We start from the raw sequence: 18857 nt of genomic DNA on the forward strand, positions 1-18857 counted from the left end.
CGTCGCATCAGTCCGGCACGTTCCGGCGGCAGGTTATGCCAAACCCCATTCCTTCATCACTTCCTTGCGCCATTCCAGAACCGCATTCTGCCAGTCGGCCACGGGCAGTTCACGCTTTTCGCCCGTCTTGCGGTTCTTGGCCTCGAGCACGCCCTTTTCCAGGCCCTTGCCGCCGATGACGATCTGCATGGGGGAACCGAGCAGGTCCGCTTCGTTGAACTTGACGCCGGGTCGTTCGTCGCGGTCGTCGAACAGGGTGTCGATGCCCTGGCCCTCAAGCCAGTCATGGATTTCGCGGCACTGGGTCATGACCTTTTCGTCCTTGGTGGACATGGCAAGGAGGGTGACCTCGAAGGGGGCGATGGACGGCGGAAAGATCATGCCGTGGGCGTCGTTGTTCTGCTCGATGCATGCAGCCACCACGCGGCTCACGCCGATGCCGTAGCAGCCCATGATGAGTACCTGTTCCTTGCCGTTCTCGTCCAGAAAGGTCGCGTTCATGGCCTTGGAATACTTGGTGCCGAGCTTGAAGACATGGCCGACCTCGATGCCCTTGGGCATGATTATGGGGCCGCCGCAGGCCGGACAGGGATCGTCCAGGGTGATGGAGCGCAGGTCCGCGTAGCCCGTGGGCGCGGCGTCGGTGGACAGGGTGATGTCGCGGCGCGGGTCGACGTGAACGAGGTGCGCGTCGGCGGCGTTGGCGCCGCAGACAAAATCCGTGCCCGCCGCGATTTCATGGTCCGCGTAGATGGCGTCGACCTTCAGGCCCACCGGTCCGGCGAAACCCACGGGCGCGCCGGTCCAGGCCACAACCTGCTCCGGGGTGGCCAGTTCGACGTTGGTCGCGCCGAGCAGGTTCTTGAGTTTCACGTCGTTGACTTCGCGGTCGCCTCTCAGGAGCACGGCCACGGATTTGCCGTCCACATCAAAAAGCAGGGTCTTCATGACCTGGGTCGTGCCCACGGCCAGGAACCCGGCCACGTCTTCCACCGTGTGCTTGCCCGGAGTGGCCACCTGCTCATGCGCGGCGCAGGTCTGCGTGCACATGGGCAGAGGTTTCGTCTCCGCCTTCTCCAGGTTGGCCGCGTAGGAACAGGACGTGCAAACGGCCAGGGTGTCCTCGCCCGTGTCGGCCAGGACCATGAACTCATGGGAAAAACTGCCGCCGATGGCGCCCGAGTCGGCGCTTACGGCGCGAAATTCAAGGCCCAGGCGGGTGAAGACGCGCTCGTAGGCGTCGTACATGGCCTGGTAGCTTGCGTTCACGCCCTCGTCGTCCTTGTCGAAGGAGTAGGCGTCCTTCATGATAAATTCGCGGCCGCGCATGAGTCCGAAGCGGGGCCGGATTTCGTCGCGGAACTTGGTCTGGATCTGGTACAGATTGATGGGCAGCTGGCGATAGGACCGGACCTCGCCGCGAACAAGATCGGTGATGACCTCCTCGTGGGTGGGTCCGAGACAATAGTCGCGGCCGTTACGGTCTTTGAGGCGCAGGAGCTCCTTGCCGTAGAAATCCCAGCGCCCGCTCTCCTGCCACAGGTCGGCAGGCTGGACCATGGGCATGGAGATCTCCTGGGCCCCGGCCCGGTTCATCTCCTCGCGCACGATGCTTGCGACCTTGTTGATGGCGCGAAGGCCCAGCGGCATGTAGGTGTAGATGCCGCTGGTCAGCTTGCGGATCATGCCCGCGCGCAGCAGAAGCTTGTGGCTTATGACCTCGGCCTCGGCCGGGGTTTCCTTCAGGGTGGGCACGTAGAATTTGCTGAACAGCATGAAATGTCTCCTCGATAATATATCTAAGTAAATAAATTAGTTAAATTAAATTTAGATTTGCCGGAGTACTGCAGGCCCGATTCTGCCCGACGGAACGTGCAGCGGGCTGCTGCACAAGTTGAAACGCAGTACCCTCAAATAAAACAGACCACAGTGCCTCAAAGCGCAGCATCATAGTCGGCGAAAGTCACGCCTTCAACTCCCCTTCCGCCTGCTCCGCAAGCCTCTCCGCCAGTTCCAGCAGATCGGTGCCTCGCGCAAGGCCGTCCGTGAAGCGCCAGGGAATGCCGGAAAGTCCCGTCTGGGCCCCGACCAGGGCTCCGGTCAGGATGGCCCTGGCCTGATTCTGTCCGCCGCCGTTCACCGCGTGGAGCACAGCGGATTCAAAATCGTCACGAAAACGTGCCGCCAGATAGTACGCCGCGGGCAGTTGATGGTAGATGGCGCAGGGCATGCCATAGACCAGGGAGACCTTCCAGGCCGGTTCGATGCGCACGTCAGGGTCCGCAGCCGCAGCGGCCATGTAAGCTGGGGACAAGAGCGCATCCGGAGACGCGAAACGACCGGCGCGCGGCGGATCGGGATCCCCCGGCCTTGGCGGCTGAAGGTTCTCGCGGGTCACGGCGTGAAACGGCAGGTCCCCGGTCTTGACCAGCTTCATGAGCCGGTCCGAAATTAGCGCGTCCAGCGGATGCCCCTGCACCAGTTGCCCGAGCACGGCGCAGTAGGCCACGGTCAGGGACAGAACGAGGTCGTCGTCCTGAGTCAGGGCAGCGTTGTCGGCCACGGCCGTGGCAAGCTGCGCAGGATCCTTTGCGTAGCGCACCGCAATGGCCAGGGTGCGCTCGATGGCCTCGGTGGTGTCGGCCTGTCCTGCGGTCTGCCCCCATGGCAGTTTTTGCTTTACGCGCCGCCTCCAGGCTTCGCGGATGGACTGACTGGTGTAGCTCCCAGGTCCGCTCACGGGCGTCCCGTCGAGCAGGGGAAACAGCTCATGGTCCATGCGCTGGCAAAAATCCTCGACGTCATGGCCGCCGCGCTCCACCAATGAGGCCAGGGTCAGTTCGAGGATGAACCCCGCCTGGGACTGCTGCCCGGCCCGCAAGCCGTCATGATAGCGGCCGGGTTTCGGATCTGTGTAGCCGGTGATCCAGTCGCCGTAATCGCGACGCAGGTCATCCAGATCGTAGTACCAATGGGGTCCAAGGGCCAGGGCGTCCCCGATGAAGGCCCCCATGATTGCCCCCGCGGCGCGGTCCTGAAAATCCTTACCAGGCATGTCTCTCCTCCGTTCGGCAGGCATTTTCATAAGCGGGCATCGGCAGGCACGCTTTCATGCAATGCCCCGCCGCTCTTCCAGAAATTTCTCCAGCTCCTCCATGAAGGCAGGCAGCAGCTCCGCGCGGCCCTTCACCTTGCGCACGACCTCGCCCTTGCGGAAGATGAGCCCCGAGTCCCGTCCGCCGGCCACGCCGATGTCCGCTTCCCGCGCTTCGCCGGGGCCGTTGACCACGCAGCCCATGACCGCCACGGTAAAAACCTCTTCCACTCCGCGCAGCCTGTCTTCCACGGCGTTGGCCAGCTCGATGAGACCGATCTCGGTTCGACCGCAGGTCGGGCAGGACACGATCTCCGGACCTCTGGACCGAAGCCCGAGGGCGCGCAGGATCTCCCAGGCCACGAGCATTTCCTCGACAGGATCAGCGGTCAGCGAAACCCTGAGCGTGTCGCCGATGCCCTCGGCCAGCAGGATGCCGAGACCCACCGAGGACTTGACCGCCCCGCGCATGGCCGTCCCGGCCTCGGTCACGCCGATGTGCAGCGGATAGTCCACGGTTTTCGCCATGAGACGATAGGCGGCGACCGTGCCGAGCACACTTGATGATTTGAGCGAAATCTTGATAGCGTCGAATCCTCTCTCTTCAAGCAGACGCACATGCTCAAGCGCGCTCTCGACCATGGCCGCCGGAGTAGGACCGCCGTATTTTTGCAGCAGGCCCTTGTCCACGGAACCGCTGTTCACGCCGATGCGGATGGGCACTCCGGCCGCCCGGGCCGCATGCACCACGCGGTCGACCTTGTCCGGCCCGCCGATGTTGCCGGGATTGATGCGCAGGCCCTTCACGCCCGCTTCCACGGCCTGCACGGCCAGGCGGGAATCGAAGTGAATGTCGGCGATGAGCGGAACGGGCGTTGCGGCGCAGATGCTTTTGAGGGCCAGGGATGCTTCAAGGTCCAGCACGGCCAGGCGCACGATCTCGCAGCCGGCGGAGGCCAGGGCCGCAATCTGGGCCAGGGTCGCGTCCACGTCGCGGGTGTCCGTATTGGTCATGGACTGCACGCGCACGGGATTGCCACCGCCGATACCCACGCCGCCCACGAAGAGGGAGCGGGTCCTGACGCGCGGGGCCAAAATGGGAGAATCCGCACAAAGATCCGGACAAGGATGCGAGGAGGCAGCTGGGGTTGTCATGGCGGGGGAGCGTAATGAATTTGACCGTCAAAGCCAAGGACGGGAAATCCGAAAATATCCCCCCTCTGTCAGCTAGGCGACAGACAGAAAAACGTGCAATGGTCTAGAACAGTCCAAATGGACCGCCAATGGGCGGCGTGACGTATTCATCATCCCAAAGTCCGGCGATAGGCCGCGAAACCAAAAGGAGGACGTGCATGGCCAAGGAAAGAGAAATCCAGGATTTGAGCCCCTGGGAAGACGCCCAGAAAATGATCGCCAAGGCTGGACGCGAGGGAGTGAATCTCGTCTGGGACCGGCTCAAAGACCAGACCCCCCACTGCACCTTCTGCGAACAGGGCCTGACCTGCAGCAAATGCGTCATGGGCCCCTGCCGCATCAATCCCAAGGGGCCGAAGAAAATGCTCGGCGTGTGCGGCGCCGACGGCGACCTGACCGTGGCCCGCAACTTCGGGCGCTTCGTGGCCGCCGGGGCCGCAGCGCACTCGGACCATGGCCGCGATCTGCTGGAGACGCTGGCGGCCATCGGCGAGGGGCAGACCACCGACTACGGCATCCGCGACGAGGCCAAGCTTGAACGCATCTGCAAGGAACTGGGCATTGAGACCCAGGGGCTGACGGTGCGCGAACAGGCCAAGGCTCTGGCGAATCTGTTCTTCGAGGATTACGGCTGCCGCTCCCACAACGTGGCCTTCAGCAGCCGCGCACCCCAGAAACGCAAAGACGTCTGGAAACGTTTCGGTTGCACCCCGCGCGGCATCGACCGCGACTGCGTGGAGATGCTCCACCGCACGCACATGGGAGTGGATTGCGACCCGGTCTCCATCTGCCTGCACGCCAGCCGCGTGGCGCTAGCCGACGGCTGGGGCGGATCCATGATCGCCACCGAAATCTCGGACATCATCTTCGGCACGCCCAAACCCGTCAAATCCCTGGTCAACCTGGGTGTCCTCAAGGAGGACCAGGTCAACATCCTGGTCCACGGCCACAGCCCCATCGTGTCCGAGATGATCCTGGCAGCGGCCCGCGAGCCCGAAATCCTGGCCAAAGCCAAAGAGGTCGGAGCCCAGGGCATCAACATCGCGGGACTGTGCTGTACGGGCAACGAGCTGCTCATGCGCCAGGGCGTGCCCATGGCCGGCAACCATCTCATGACCGAGCTCGCCATCGTGACCGGCGCGGTGGAGATGGTCATCGTGGACTACCAGTGCATCATGCCGAGCCTCGTGAACGTGGCAAACTGCTATCATACCAAATTCGTCTCAACTTCGGACAAGGCCAAGTTCCCCGGCGGCATCCACATGGAATTCAACTTCAAAAACGCCCGCGAGAAAGCCCGCGAAGCAGTGCTCATGGCTGTTGAAGCCTACTCGCGCCGCGATCCCGACAAGGTCGAGATTCCGTCGAAGCCCATGTCCATCACCTCCGGCTTCTCCAACGAAGCCATCCTGGGCGCCCTGGGCGGAACCCCCGAACCGCTCGTTCAAGCCCTGGCGGCCGGAAAGGTGCGCGGCGTGGTCGGCATCGTTGGCTGCAACAACCCCAAGCTCAAGCACGACCATGTGCACGTGAACCTGGCCCAGGAGCTGATCAAACGCAACATCCTGGTGTTAGCCACTGGCTGTGCTACCGTAGCCATGGGCAAGGCCGGACTTCTGGAGCCGGAAGCGGCCTCGCGGGCCGGGGCAGGCCTTAAGGAAATCTGCCAGGCGCTGGGCATCCCGCCGGTGCTGCATGTGGGCAGCTGCGTGGACAACTCGCGCATCCTGCACATCTGCGCCGTGCTGGCCAACCATGCGGGCCTGGACATCAGCGATCTGCCAGTGGCGGCCAGCGCGCCCGAATGGTACTCTGAAAAGGCGGCAGCCATCGGCCTTTACGCCGTGGCCAGCGGAATCTACACCCACCTCGGCCTGCCGCCGCACATCCTGGGCAGCTCCATGATCACGACCCTGGCGCTAAAAGGCCTGGATGACGTCTTCGGGGCATGCTTTGCCGTTGAACCCGGCCCCTTGCAGGCCGCGGAACTGATCGATGAACGCATCAAGGCCAAACGTCTGGCCCTGGGCTGGCCCGCCTAGCCCGGTACCGCCCACTCTCAAGCGGGTAAAAACAGGGGAGCCTGCGCTCCCCCATCCAAACTGGCTGCCTAAAGAATTCAAAATTCGCAGGCCGTTTTTGAGCGGCCTGCTGAAGGAGCATCGCATGAAGATCGCATTCGCGGGCAAGGGCGGCGTGGGCAAGACCACACTGTGCGCCTGGCTGGGGGATTATCTGGCACGGCAGGGGCACGACGTGCTGCTGGTGGACGCGGACACGGCGCTCAGTCTGGGCCAGGCCAGCGGACTTGAGGCCGCAGAGCTGCCCGTGCCCCTCTATGCGCGCGAGGATCTGGTCCGCGAACGCATCGGCAGCGGCTACCTGAGCCTCAATCCAGACGTGTCCGACCTGCCCGAAGAACTCAGCGTCGAGCTGCCGGTGCAGAACGACGGAGGCCCGCGCCCGGGTCGCAAGCGGCTGCTGACCATGGGCTCCATCACCGGGGCCGGGGACGGTTGCGCCTGCGCGGCCAACGCCCTGCTCAAGTCCGTGCTGGCCCATCTGGTACTGCGGGAAGAAAACTACGTACTGGTTGATCTGGAAGCCGGGGTGGAACATCTGGGACGGGGCACAGTGGCCGGGGTCGATGCCCTGGTGGTGGTCAGCGAACCAAGCCGCCGGTCGCTGGAAACGGCGGCCAGGGTAGGCGCACTGGCCGAAGAACTGGGACTTTCGCGACAGGTGCTGGCAATCAATCGGGGCGTCGGCGAACCCGAACTGCCCGCAATGGCGGGACTGCCCGAAAACGTGGTGCATCTGCCGATCCTGCCGAGCCTGGTCGACCGGCAACTGATCCAGGCCAGCGTCCTGAATCTGGCCGACGGCCCTGTGGTCGATGCCGTATGCGCCCGGTTGCTCGCAGCAATGACTCGAAATTCCTGAAAGTTGCCTGCGGCCTCACGCCGAGACGCTGGACACATGGCCCGCAAACCAGCATGAATCCGCAAAAGCGGGGGGGCATCCAGGCCGATTCCTTCGCCCGGAGTCCCTTTCTTCCACGGATCACAAGCCGGAGCTGCCCATGCGCCTGACCGAAATCACGCTGCTGCAAGACCTCCATCGCCCGGAGATGGCTCCCGTCCGCAAGCTCTTCAGCTCCCGGAAGTTTGTCCGGGGAGCCTTGGTCTTCGAGCCCAAGGCCGGGGACCAGATCTTCATCGTGACCTCCGGGCGGGCCCGCGTGTACCTTGCCTACCGCGACAAGGAATTCACCATGGCCATGCTCGATGCCGGCGATGTTTACGCGACCCACACCAGAGCCTACGTCCAGGCTCTGGACGACCTTGAAATCCTCATCGCCAGCGTTTCCGAAGTCCGCCGCTATCTTGGCTCCATGCCCAGCTTCAACTCCGCCATGATCCACGTGCTGGGCGACCTTCTGTCCCACGCCATCTCGGTCATCGATACCCTTGCCTTCAAGGACGTGCGCAACCGGCTCATCGAATTTCTGGTCTACGAGGCCAGACGCCTGCCCCGCTGCCGGGAATGCCGCCACTGCGGCCAGTGCGAAGACGGCGGCATGGTCTCCCTGGGCCTCAATACGGAGCAGATGGCGACCATCATCGGCTCATCCCGCCAGACAGTCTCATCCCTGCTCAACGCCCTGGCCAAGGAAGGCGTCATCCAGCTCAAAGGCCGCGGCGTCATCTGCATTCCCGATATCGCGGCGCTCGAAGGCTGCGCGGCGCAGGAAAACTGATTCAACAGCACATTTAAGTTGCAATGCAGTGGGATGGGAAAGTGAACGTGGATTGCAGGACTAAACTGCATGAAATGCACGGATTGCTCGGCTGCACTCGCAATGAGGCGATTCGAGCGTTCCGGTTTGAGCCGGGCGAGGGGCGCCGACTGTTTGACTGAGTCAGGCATCGTTTGTCCAATCGTTGCCGTTCGTCTTGCGCCGGCTTTTCGGGTCGGCACGCAACGACTGGGCATTACGAGGCCCGCGAAGGAGTTTCGGCGGCCCTCGCCCGGCTCAAACCGGAACGCGACCGCCCCACCTCAACCCATCATTCCTTCCCCGGCTGCCCGAACAGCATCTTCTGCACATCCCCAATCCTCGACCATCCCTTGCCACCGGCTCCGGTCTTGGGGTGGACCATGGGCGCGTAACCGAGGTTCGCCGCCTGGCGCAGCCTCACTTCATGCCCCGTAACCGGCCTGATCTGCCCGTTCAGGTCCACCTCACCCCAGAACACGGCGCCCTCGGGCAGGGAGCGGTCGTAAAAGGATGACAATATGGCCGCGACAATGCCCAGATCAAGCCCGGGATCCTTCATGCGCAAGCCGCCGCCGACCTTGGCGTAAACATCGACCTGCCCCAGGCTGATCTGCAGCCGTTTCTCCATGACCGCGATCAGAAGGTGCAGGCGGTTGGCGTCAAAGCCCAGGGCCGTACGCCGGGGAAAGGCCAGAAAGGTGCGCGTGACCAGCGCCTGGACCTCGACCACAAAGGGCCGCTGGGACTCCATGGACATGACCAGGGCCGTGCCCGAGAGCGCGGTGTCGCGGGCCTGCAGAAAGAAGGTCGAGGGGTCCTCGATGACGCTCATGCCCTTTTCCCGCATCTCGAAAAGCAGGATCTCGTTGGATGGACCGAAGCGGTTCTTGACCACGCGCAGGATGCGGAAAAGGTGTTCCTTGTCCCCTTCAAGGTACAGGACCGTGTCGACCATGTGCTCCAGCAGCTTGGGGCCTGCGATCTGCCCGTCCTTGGTCACGTGCCCGACCAGGATGACCGTGACTCCGGTCTGCTTGGCCCGCTCGGTCAGGGCCGTGGCCACGGCCCGGACCTGGCTGACGGAACCGGGCAGACCCTCGACCCTGGATGAAATCATGGTCTGCACCGAATCCACGACAATGAGCGCAGGGCTGTCCTCCATGCAGGCCAGGATATCGTCCACCTGATTGGTCGCAAGCGCGGTCAGCCGGTCCCCCAGCATGCCCAGGCGCTCGGCCCGACTACGGATCTGGGACAGGGATTCTTCACCGGAAACATAGATGACGCCCTTGCCGGAACGCTCGATGGATGCTCCCACCTGCAGGAGCAACGTGGATTTGCCGATGCCCGGCTCCCCGCCGAGCAGGATGACGCCTCCGGGCACGAACCCGCTGCCGAGTATTCCGTCAAGCCCGGACAGCTGAGAGCTGATCCGGTCTTCAAGAAGCGTCGGCAGCTCGCGCAGGTCGACGGGACGGTTCAGCGGCATGTCCCTGGACGGGCCGGAATGTTGCAGTGCCGGCTCAAGGGTGTTCCAGGCCAGGCATTTGGGACACTGCCCCTGCCAGCGGGGGCTGACAGCCTTGCAGGCCGTACACACGTAAGCGCTCTTTGTTTTCATGAGGGAATAAAAAAGGCAGACTTGCGCCTGCCTTTCGTGGGTCAGAAGTTGTGCTATTGTTGCGGGACGCTGGACTGGATCACTTCCAGCCCGAATTCCTCGACAGAGTCCGGGGTCTGGAAGAACACGGCCATGAACGGCACGGACGCCCCGGGCTGAATGTTGGTATTGTTGGTCAGTATGCCGACCTTGGCGGTGAGGGCATTCTCGATGTCCGCCCTGGTCGAAACCTGAAGCTGATAGAGGGAGACAACATTGCCGCACATGAATTCCTGCGTAGCGACTTCGGTTCCCTGCCGGTCAAAGAGGGCGGCCTTGATGCGGATCAGTTCGCGCGCCTCGGGGAAACGGTTCACAGCCTTGCCTTCAATAATGAAGAGCTGGCCTTCCTTTTCGTTGGGGACAAAGTACTGGCGCACGTTTTCAAGGGCGATCTGGGCCGCGCCTTCCCGTGCGACAGTTTCCTGGGTCGCGGGGGCATCGGGCACCGAAGGCGCAAGTCCGAGCAGGCCCGGCTGGAAGAAATAAACTGCGCCCAAGCCGCAGGCCAGAAGCAGAACCACAAGACCAATGATGAGGCCTGTGCTCCCGGATTTTCGAGACTTGCCGGCAGAGCTGTCGGCGGATCGCAAATCCTGGTCCAGCTGATCGCTCAAAGGCTGTTGAAAGGCGCCCTGAAGATCGGCAATCATTTCCTTGTCCACCGCGGACTTCGATTCGGCCTTGGTTCTTTTCTCGTCCAGCATGGCCGTCAGATCGTCTTCAAAGGATTCGTCCGCGGGAGATTTCGGCATGCGCTGGGATTTCTGTCCATCCAGCATGGCCGCCAAATCATCTTCAAAAGCATCGGCATCGGCAGACTTCTTGGATGCCGGCGCAGCCTTTACATCCTCGAACATGGCTGCCAGCTCATCCTCGAAGGATTCGTTCGCAGCTGCTGGGGCACTCTTCTTATTCTCGAAAGCCGACGCCGGATCGTCATCAAAAAAATCATTATCGAAAGCACCGTCCGCCGGAGAAGGTTCTGGGATCTCCGGCGTCGCGACATCTTCGGAGATGGGGCGGAACACGGTGAACACGTTCTTGCAACGCGTACAACGGACCTTGCTGCCGTCGTGTCCGATCTTGCTTTCATCCAGATTGTACTTGGTGGTGCACTCAGGGCATTGAACGAGCATGGCCTTTCCTTGAAAAAGTTCAGTCTGGAGGCAGGGGTCTATGCTTCCGAGAATTTGAGGTCGTATATTCCGTCAAGTTCTCTGTATTGCTCGGCGTAGTCAAGCCCATAGCCGACGATGTAGCCTTTATCCAGTGGGAAACCCACAAAATCCACATTCACATCTACCTCGCGGCGCTCTGTCTTGTCGATCATGGCCGCGATCTTGATGGATTTGGGACTACGCGCTTCGAGAACCTTGATCAAGAAACCCATTGAATGGCCCGTATCGACGATATCCTCAACGACAAGCACATGCTTGTCCCTGATATCGATCTCCATGTCCTTGGAGAAAACCATCTTCGATTTGCGGGAAGTCTGATCCGCATAACTGGAAAGACGAACAAAATCCATGGTGGGATGGATGGTCAAATTACGCATCAGATCAGTAAAAAATGCGTAGGCGCCCTTGAGCACGCATACGCAGACCAACGGTTCATTACCGTAATGGCTGGATATTTCACGCCCCAGTTCCTGGGCTCTTGCTTCGATTTGCGAACGGTCAAAAAGCTGTACAAATTTCATGAACTCTCCCTGAGAACCGATATGTCGTAACTTATAATTCAATCATCATGGCCACTTCGTCGCATTCGGGAAACTGGGGACATTTGAGACAGTCGGCCCAGACCTTCTGCGGCAGAATATCCTTGCTCACTTCCAAAAAACCCAGCTTCTGAAAAAAGGGCACCTGATAGGTCAAGGCGAACACCTTGTAAACACCAAAGGTCACGGCATCGCTGACGCAAAATTCCACCAGTCGGCGCCCCAGACCCTGGCCCTGAGCGCTGTCGGCAACCACCAGCGAACGGACTTCGGCCAAAGCCTCCCACGTGATGGTCAAGGCGCAGCAGCCGACCACCGTACCGGTTTCCGAGTCCTCGGCCACGATAAAATCCCGCAGGTGGGAATAGAGTTCTCCGAAAGACCGGGGCAGAAGCAGCCTCTTGGTGGCGCAATCCATGAGCAGCCGGTGAATGGCTTTGACATCGGCGATTGTCGCCTTTCTGAGTGTATGTTTTTCCATGTTTGTTCCTGCTTGAATCTGTAAAAACTCAGGCCGAACGGACCTCGGCGCAGAGCCGGGTGGCTACCCGCACCGCCGCCACAGCGTCGTCGGCATAGCCGTCGGCGCCGATCAGATCCGCATAGGACTGACTGACCACAGCACCGCCGACCATGACCCGGCAGGGAAGAGCCTGCTCCCGAACCAGGCGCACGGTATCCTCCATGCGGACCATGGTCGTGGTCATGAGCGCGGACAGCCCGATGACCGAGGCCTTGTGCGTCACGGCCGCCGCGACAATGTCCGCGGCAGCCACGTCCTTGCCGAGATCAATGACGGTGTAGCCGAAATTCCTGAGCATCAGGCAGACGATATTCTTGCCGATGTCATGAATGTCGCCCTCAACCGTGGCCATGACGATGGTGGCCTTGACCTCCTGCCCCTCCCGCACGAGCAGGTGCTTGATGGACTCGAAGCCGATCTGCATGGTTTCGGCGCAAAGCAGGAGCTGCGGCAAAAAATACTCTTTCTTCTCGTACTTTTCACCCACCTTGGCAATGGCCGGAATCATCTCGCCGTCGACAAGGACAAAAGGGTCCTCGCCGCCCGCGATGCGCTCCTGAAGGAGGTCGACGATGCGATCCTTCTGGCCTTTTATCACCGCCAGCGCCACGGGGCTGCCGTCCTCGTCGGCCGGTCCGGAAACGGTCGCGGTCACGGGACTTCCCGGATTCCACCCGGCATAGGAGGCGATGAAGCCCGCGGCCTGGCTGTCCCGGCCAAGGAGCACTTCCGCCGCCGCCAGATTCTCGCGGATGCGTACCGCGTTGGGGTTGGCGATGAAGGAAGTCATGCCGACGCCCATGGCCATGGCCAGGAAGGTCGAATTGATCAGGTCCCGGGCCGGCAGACCAAAAGAGATGTTGGACAGCCCCATGGTCGAGCCCAGTCCCCAGCGCTCCCGGCAGTGCCGGATGACATCCAGGCATGCCTTGGCCGCCTCGGGCTTGGATGACACGGTCAGGGCCAGGGCGTCGACCAGGATGAGACGCCTCGGGATGCGCAGGCTTTCGGCCTTGACCAGAAGTTCCTCGATGATGGCCAGCCGCTCGGTTGCCGTGACGGGAAGCTTGCGCCCTTTAAGCGGCAGCAGGATGAACGGCGCGCCATAGTCGCGACACAGCGGCCCCAGGATATCCATCCGCTCTTCCTCGCCGCTGATGGAATTGATCAGCGCCGAGCCGGGGTAAGCCTCAAGGCCCGCCCGGATCGCCGAGACATCGCTGGAGTCCAGGCACAGGGGGATGGCGTGGGCGCTGGTCAGGGCCTGGACGGCCAGGGGCAGCATGCGCGCCTCTTCGACCATGGGCGCGCCCACGTTGACATCCAGAAGATCGGCTCCGCGCGCGACCTGCTCCTCCGCGTAGGTCATGAGACGGCGGGTCTCAAGACGCTGCAGCTCGGCCGTGAGTTCGGCCTTGCCCGTGGGGTTGATCCGCTCTCCGATGATGCGACAGGGTCGATCAAACCCGAACTCCACCGCCTGGGAACGGGACGTGACTACAAGACAGGGGGGATTGAAAATCTCGGGACGCGACACTGTCTTGCCTGCGCAAAGCGCGTTCAGGGCCTGGATGTGCTCCGGAGTCGTGCCGCAACAACCGCCAAGACAGGAGACCCCAACTTCCACAAGAGTAGAAACCGTAGCGGCAAAAGGGTCCGGGGGCAGGCGAAAAACCGTGGCCCCGTCAACCAGTTCGGGCAAACCCGCGTTGGGCTCGATGAGGACCGGAGTCCGGCTTACGCGCAGCATGGCCCTGGCGATCTCGATCAGCTGCTCGGGCCCTGCGCTGCAATTGGAGGCGACAAGGTCCACGCCCATGTTTTCCATGGTCTGGACAAAGACTTCCGGGGTGGTTCCGGTCAGGCTGACTCCGCCCTCGAAGGTCATGCTGATGCCCACAGGCAGATCACAGACTTCGCGCGCGGCCACGACCACCGCCCTGGCCTCGGCCAGATCGAAGTGGGTCTCACCCAGGATCAGGTCCGCACCGCCTGCCGCCAGGCCGCGAATCTGCTCCTTGAAGACGTCCACCAGCCCGCGGAAGGAGATGTCCCCCAGAGGCTCGATCATCTTGCCCGTAGGCCCGACGCTGCCGGCCACAAAAACCGCGCCACCCACGGCTTGACGCGCGGCGCGGGTCATGCTTTCATTGACCTCGAACACGTCCATACCGTGCGGGAGCTTGTAACGGGTCGCGCCAAACGTGTTGGTGGTGACCACATTCGCCCCGGAACGGGCGTATTCGGCATGGATCGCCGCGACAACATCCGGCCGCGCCATCCCGAATTCCTCGGGGGACTGTCCGGCCTTGAGGCCGCGACGCTGGAGCAGGCTGCCCATGCCCCCGTCAAAGATAAGAACGTTTCCGCCCTTGAGTGCCTGGCGAAAATCGCGCATTTCAACACCTCACGTAGTTCAAAAATTCACACTCCGGTGAACGAAGGGCCCTACTGAAAATCATTGAAAAGGACAAACAAAAACTCTATGATGGAAAACTCCGAAATGACGGATTGATTCTCCACAACGCTTCTCACGGAACAGCCCCGGGCACCCTTTTCACATTTGCAGCACGTGATGCCCAAGAACCACCTCCAGCTACGCACCATCATGAATCCCAATAAGCGACCCGAAAACAATGCTCTGGATGAAGAGCTCGAAACGCCCTTATCAGAGGACACCGATGAATTCGATGTCGATGTCATCGACGATTCCGACGACGAGGCTGATACTGCCGAGATCGACGAAATAGCCCCGCTGGTCCTGGCCACCGTGCCCCGACGCGAAGTCGCGACCCTGGACCCGCTGCACATCTACCTTCAGGAAATAAAGAAATTCAAGCCGCTGGAGCAGGACGAGGAATTCGATCTGGCCAGACGCTACCGGGACGAAAAGGAGGAGCAGGCAGCCTTCATCCTCATCACTTCCAACTTGCGACTGGTGGTCAAGATCGCCATGGATTTTCAGCGGCGCTGGATGAAGAACGTGCTCGATCTGATCCAGGAGGGCAACGTGGGCCTCATGAAGGCGGTCCAGAAATTCGACCCGGACAAGGGCATCAAGTTTTCCTATTATGCCTCGTTCTGGATCAAGGCCTACATCCTGAAATTCATCATGGACAACTGGCGCATGGTCAAGATCGGAACCACCCAGGCCCAGCGCAAGCTCTTCTACAACCTGGGCAAGGAGCGCCAGCGTCTGCAGGCCCAGGGTTTCGACCCCAGCACATCGACCCTCTCCAAAAACCTGCAGGTTTCCGAAGCCGACATCGTGGAAATGGGTCAGCGCCTGGGTCAGCACGACGTGTCCCTGGACATGAAGATCGGGGACGACTCGAGCTTCACGCCCATGGACTTCATTCCGGCCCTTGAGGCCGGAATCGAGGAACAGATGGCCGCCGACGAGATCAGCGTGCTCATCCATGACAATATTGATGCCATACGGGACGGCCTGAATGAAAAGGAGCTCGACATCCTTGAGCAGCGCCTCCTGGCCGACTCGCCCATCACCCTGCGCGAGATCGGCGACAAGTACGGGATCACCCGCGAGCGGGTACGCCAGATCGAAGCCCGTCTCCTGCAAAAAATAAAGGCCCAGATGTCGAGCACCATCCAAGATTTCTCCGCAGAGTGGATTGAACATGAAGAATGAGACTCTCCTTCGCATCAAGCAGGAAAGCGCAGCTGTAACACCTGACGCCCTGCCAAGCTTTTATACGGCCATGAGCGCGGAGCTCGCCTCCGCCCGGGACACGTTCTTTTCGCACCCCATGGTCCTGCGGTGCCGGGAGGATGTGCTGCCCTTTCTGAACGACGAGTTCGGGCACGGCATCGACCACTCCAAAAAAGTCGCCATCGAGTGCAGCGCGCTGATCCTTGGCGAGGCGGAGGCGCTGGGGCTGGAGCAGGCGCGGAGACTGAGCCTCATGGCCATGCTCGCGGGCCTGCTGCATGACACCTGCCGCCTTGAAGGCGACCACGCCACTCGCGGCGCAGACCTTGCGTTGCTGATCCTGCGGGACTATCCCCTCACGGACGAGGAAAAGCAGATGATCGCCAACGCTGTGCGATGCCATGAAGCCTTTTCGGCTCCGGCCGAGTTCGACAATCCCGGGACGCAACTTTTGGCCGATGCGCTTTACGACGCAGACAAATTTCGTTGGGGGCCTGACAATTTCATCACCACCCTGTGGGAAATATGTAATTATCAGGAGTGGACCCTTGAGCAGATTCTGGATAAATTTCCCGCCGGACTTGAGGTTGTGGCGTCCATCCAGAACACGTTCCGCACTCCGGCCGGAAAAATTTACGGACCGGAATTCATTGAACTCGGGCTCGACATGGGCAAAAAGATTTATCAAATAATCCAGGCATTTTGTAGAAAAAATGACTGCTCCGGACACATCACTGCATGATCAGAAAGCTTGTCCTCTGGATCCTTCTTCCCGCCGCCATAGCGGCTTCCCTGGGGTGCGCCCACCAAACCGCATCGGCTCCCCCGCTTTCGCCTCCAGCTCAAGTTCCGGCCTCTTCCGAAGCCGAAGCCATCTATTCCTATCTGGCGTATCGCGAACTGCTGCAGGAAAACAAGAAAGAACAGGCAGCCCAGGCACTTGAGCAGGCCATCGCCATCAAGCCCACGCCTGAACTCTACCTTGAACTGGGCAACCTGCACTGGCGCGCCTCCAGATTTTCCGATGCCCTGGTTGTCCTCAATCAGGGTCTGGCCCGTTATCCGGACTCCGAAGCGCTGGTCAGCACCCTGGGCAAGACCTATGCGGCTCAAGGCCGTTTTGACGACGCCGTGCTCATCCTGGACGACTACCGCAAGAATCATCCTGAACAGACCGACCTGGCCCATGAAGCCGCGCTCTATCGTCTGGAGCAGGGGGAGTTCGGCGAGGCAGTGGACAGGCTCAATGCCATCCCTCCAAAAGACGCCACCCCGACAACAAAGTTTCTCCTCGGCAAAGGTTTTTTCGGACTCGAACTCTATGACAAGGCCATCACCGCCTACCAGCAGGCCGTGGCCCTGGACCCCGAATATTACAACGCGTGGATAGAGCTCGGCCTGACGTACGAAATCCAGAAAAACTATATCGATGCGGAACGCGTCTTCGCCAAACTCGTGGATTTGGGGATTGGAAACCAGCAGATCCTCTTTCGCCTGATCGAACTTAACCTGAAGCTCAACAATCCAGACCAGGCTCTCTCCTACGTGCAACAGGGCGCGGATGATCAAGGGCTGGTTCTGGAAGCGGCCAACCTGCTGCTGAACCAGGATTTCTTTGACCATGCGGCGGAGCTTCTGGACCCAATGGCCCAGGAAAATCCCATCCCCAGCGACGCACTATTTTTCCTGGCCGTGCTCGAATACGAAGGCCGCGACAATCCGGACAAGGCTTTGGCCTATCTGGAATCCATTCCCGCGAGCCATCAGCACTATGAGCGCAGCCTGATATTCCGCATCCACCTTCTCCACCAGAAAAATGAGAGGGAAGCGGCCAGGGAACTGTGTCTGTCGGCCATGACGCTTTTCCCCAAACAGCCGGAATTTCGCATCATCATGGCGGAGATGCACGAATTCGAGAAAGAATATCAAAAAGCGCTGGATGTGCTGCTCCAGACCACGGGCATGTGGCCGGAAAACACGACTGTCCTCTACCGACTGGGCCTGATCTACGATCGCATGGGACACCGTGACCAGGCCATGATCATGATGGAAAAGGTCATCTCCAAGGATCCCGAGCACGCCGATGCGCTCAATTACCTCGGCTACACCCTGGCGGAGCAGGGCCGCGACCTGGAACGGGCGCAGCTGCTGATCGAAAGCGCCCTCCAGGTCAAGCCTGACAACGGCTACTTCATCGACTCCCTGGCCTGGGTCTATTTCAAGCAGGGCAAGAACAAGAAAGCCTGGCGCGAGATAAAGCGCGCTGTTCAGCTTGTGGATTCGGACCCGGTCATCTGGGAGCACTACGGCGACATCGCCCGTGCCATAGGCTTCATCATCGAGGCTCGCAAAGGCTATGCAAACTCGCTGGAGCTTGAAGGCGACAATGCCCAGCAGGTGCGGACCAAACTCAACTCCCTGGGCCGGACGCGATGAGGTTTTTTGCTCTTGTCATCCTGTTCGCCGTCCTTGGAGGATGCGCCCCGCAGATACCGATCCGGGATCCGGAGGCGGTTTCGCGCATCTGGTCCACCCTGCATCCGAGATCTGCTGCCGGAGACCGCGTCACGGCCCGCTTTTCCATGCAGGTGGCAACCAGCGAGCGCACCGGACGCATGGTGGGACAGCTCTGGGGCTATCCGGCTTCCATCATCCGCCTGGACCTGTCCTCGGGCACAGGAGCATCGGTGGCCTTGATCCGCGAAACTCCCGACCTCTGGATCGCCTACATCCCCTCGGAGAACAAGGCCTACCGGCACGCCCAGGCCCGGGCCGGGCTAGCCCTTTTCCAGATTCCCGTGCCGTTCGACGCCAGGCAGATCAGCGCCCTGCTCGGCGGCAACCTCGGACCGATCCTGCCGCCGGAATACACGTCTGTCGAAGGAACCCGGGAAGGACGCATCCGTTTCAATTTTTCCTCGGGCGACGTGGCCTATGTGGAAACCCCGGAAAACATGGAGACGCTGATCCTTGGCGGCAGGAAGGGTTGGACGCTGACCTGTGAAGGGGTCTACTCGGCACCGGCATTTCCCGACCATGTCCTCTACGACAAACACACTTTTTCATCCCCCAGGGATGGCAAGGCCGTGCTCAGGGTCAAATCCCTTGAAGCCGGCGGAGAATGGCAGAACCGCGACCTGGACCTGAATTTGCCCCAGGACGTACAATGGATGCGCATCACATCCGCGCCTCGGCAAAACTAAAACTTCATTGGA

General features: G+C 61.0%; 15 protein-coding genes. 7 read left to right on the forward strand and 8 right to left on the reverse strand.

All coding sequences use genetic code 11. The features are described from left to right. Positions 1 to 33 precede the first annotated feature (33 nt). From CVU60_01095 to CVU60_01105, 3 genes are all read right to left on the reverse strand, one after another. Positions 34 to 1776: a proline--tRNA ligase gene (locus CVU60_01095; protein PKN43642.1), complete on the reverse strand. Its 1743-nt coding sequence runs from the start codon at positions 1774 to 1776 to the stop codon at positions 34 to 36. A gap of 187 nt (positions 1777 to 1963) precedes the next feature. Then, positions 1964 to 3055, reverse strand: coding sequence for an ADP-ribosylglycohydrolase (locus CVU60_01100; GenBank protein PKN43643.1), 1092 nt, complete (start codon positions 3053 to 3055; stop codon positions 1964 to 1966). A 54-nt stretch (positions 3056 to 3109) separates the two neighbouring features. Continuing rightward, complete coding sequence (locus CVU60_01105) at positions 3110 to 4249, reverse strand: 4-hydroxy-3-methylbut-2-en-1-yl diphosphate synthase (GenBank protein PKN43644.1); 1140 nt, start codon at positions 4247 to 4249, stop codon at positions 3110 to 3112. A gap of 197 nt (positions 4250 to 4446) precedes the next feature. On the opposite strand from CVU60_01105, the gene cooS reads away from it, so the two are divergent. From cooS to CVU60_01120, 3 genes are all read left to right on the forward strand, one after another. Next, on the forward strand, positions 4447 to 6330 hold the full coding sequence (gene cooS / locus CVU60_01110; GenBank protein ID PKN43645.1) for a carbon-monoxide dehydrogenase catalytic subunit: 1884 nt from the start codon (positions 4447 to 4449) through the stop codon (positions 6328 to 6330). Between the two features lie 124 nt (positions 6331 to 6454). Further along, positions 6455 to 7231 carry a carbon monoxide dehydrogenase gene (locus CVU60_01115; GenBank protein PKN43646.1) on the forward strand — a complete coding sequence of 259 codons (777 nt, stop codon included), beginning with the start codon at positions 6455 to 6457 and terminating at the stop codon, positions 7229 to 7231. A gap of 139 nt (positions 7232 to 7370) precedes the next feature. Then, entirely contained in the window at positions 7371 to 8048 is a 678-nt protein-coding gene (locus CVU60_01120; protein PKN43647.1) for a Crp/Fnr family transcriptional regulator, read from the forward strand. Between the two features lie 310 nt (positions 8049 to 8358). Here the strand turns inward: CVU60_01120 and CVU60_01125 are convergent, their stop codons facing one another. Genes CVU60_01125 through CVU60_01145 form a run of 5 tightly spaced genes read right to left on the reverse strand, consistent with a single transcriptional unit; the run spans position 8359 to position 14370 of the window. Further along, positions 8359 to 9690 (reverse strand): DNA repair protein RadA, encoded by a 1332-nt coding sequence (locus CVU60_01125; GenBank protein PKN43648.1) that lies wholly within the window; start codon positions 9688 to 9690, stop codon positions 8359 to 8361. Positions 9691 to 9743: 53 nt separating this feature from the next. Then, positions 9744 to 10868 carry a hypothetical protein gene (locus CVU60_01130; protein ID PKN43649.1) on the reverse strand — a complete coding sequence of 375 codons (1125 nt, stop codon included), beginning with the start codon at positions 10866 to 10868 and terminating at the stop codon, positions 9744 to 9746. A gap of 38 nt (positions 10869 to 10906) precedes the next feature. Next, positions 10907 to 11431, reverse strand: coding sequence for a hypoxanthine phosphoribosyltransferase (hpt, locus tag CVU60_01135; protein PKN43650.1), 525 nt, complete (start codon positions 11429 to 11431; stop codon positions 10907 to 10909). A 31-nt stretch (positions 11432 to 11462) separates the two neighbouring features. After that, positions 11463 to 11930 (reverse strand): GNAT family N-acetyltransferase, encoded by a 468-nt coding sequence (locus CVU60_01140; GenBank protein ID PKN43651.1) that lies wholly within the window; start codon positions 11928 to 11930, stop codon positions 11463 to 11465. 28 nt (positions 11931 to 11958) lie between these two features. Beyond that, positions 11959 to 14370, reverse strand: coding sequence for a methionine synthase (locus CVU60_01145; protein ID PKN43652.1), 2412 nt, complete (start codon positions 14368 to 14370; stop codon positions 11959 to 11961). 177 nt (positions 14371 to 14547) lie between these two features. Between CVU60_01145 and CVU60_01150 the strand changes: the two genes are divergently transcribed. From CVU60_01150 to CVU60_01165, 4 genes are read left to right on the forward strand one after another with little or no spacing between them, the layout of a single operon-like run. Continuing rightward, the gene (locus tag CVU60_01150) at positions 14548 to 15621 is read left to right on the forward strand and encodes an RNA polymerase subunit sigma-70 (GenBank protein PKN43731.1); all 1074 of its coding nucleotides are present in this window, start codon (positions 14548 to 14550) and stop codon (positions 15619 to 15621) included. After that, positions 15611 to 16384 carry a hypothetical protein gene (locus tag CVU60_01155; GenBank protein PKN43653.1) on the forward strand — a complete coding sequence of 258 codons (774 nt, stop codon included), beginning with the start codon at positions 15611 to 15613 and terminating at the stop codon, positions 16382 to 16384. The genes CVU60_01150 and CVU60_01155 overlap by 11 nt, the downstream gene beginning before the upstream one ends. After that, on the forward strand, positions 16381 to 18078 hold the full coding sequence (locus CVU60_01160; GenBank protein PKN43654.1) for a hypothetical protein: 1698 nt from the start codon (positions 16381 to 16383) through the stop codon (positions 18076 to 18078). The genes CVU60_01155 and CVU60_01160 overlap by 4 nt, the downstream gene beginning before the upstream one ends. Further along, the gene (locus CVU60_01165; GenBank protein ID PKN43655.1) at positions 18075 to 18845 is read left to right on the forward strand and encodes a hypothetical protein; all 771 of its coding nucleotides are present in this window, start codon (positions 18075 to 18077) and stop codon (positions 18843 to 18845) included. The genes CVU60_01160 and CVU60_01165 overlap by 4 nt, the downstream gene beginning before the upstream one ends. Positions 18846 to 18857 lie beyond the last annotated feature (12 nt).

It is taken from the genome of Deltaproteobacteria bacterium HGW-Deltaproteobacteria-18 (assembly GCA_002841885.1).
Taxonomy (GTDB): Bacteria; Desulfobacterota; Desulfovibrionia; order Desulfovibrionales; family Desulfomicrobiaceae; genus Desulfomicrobium.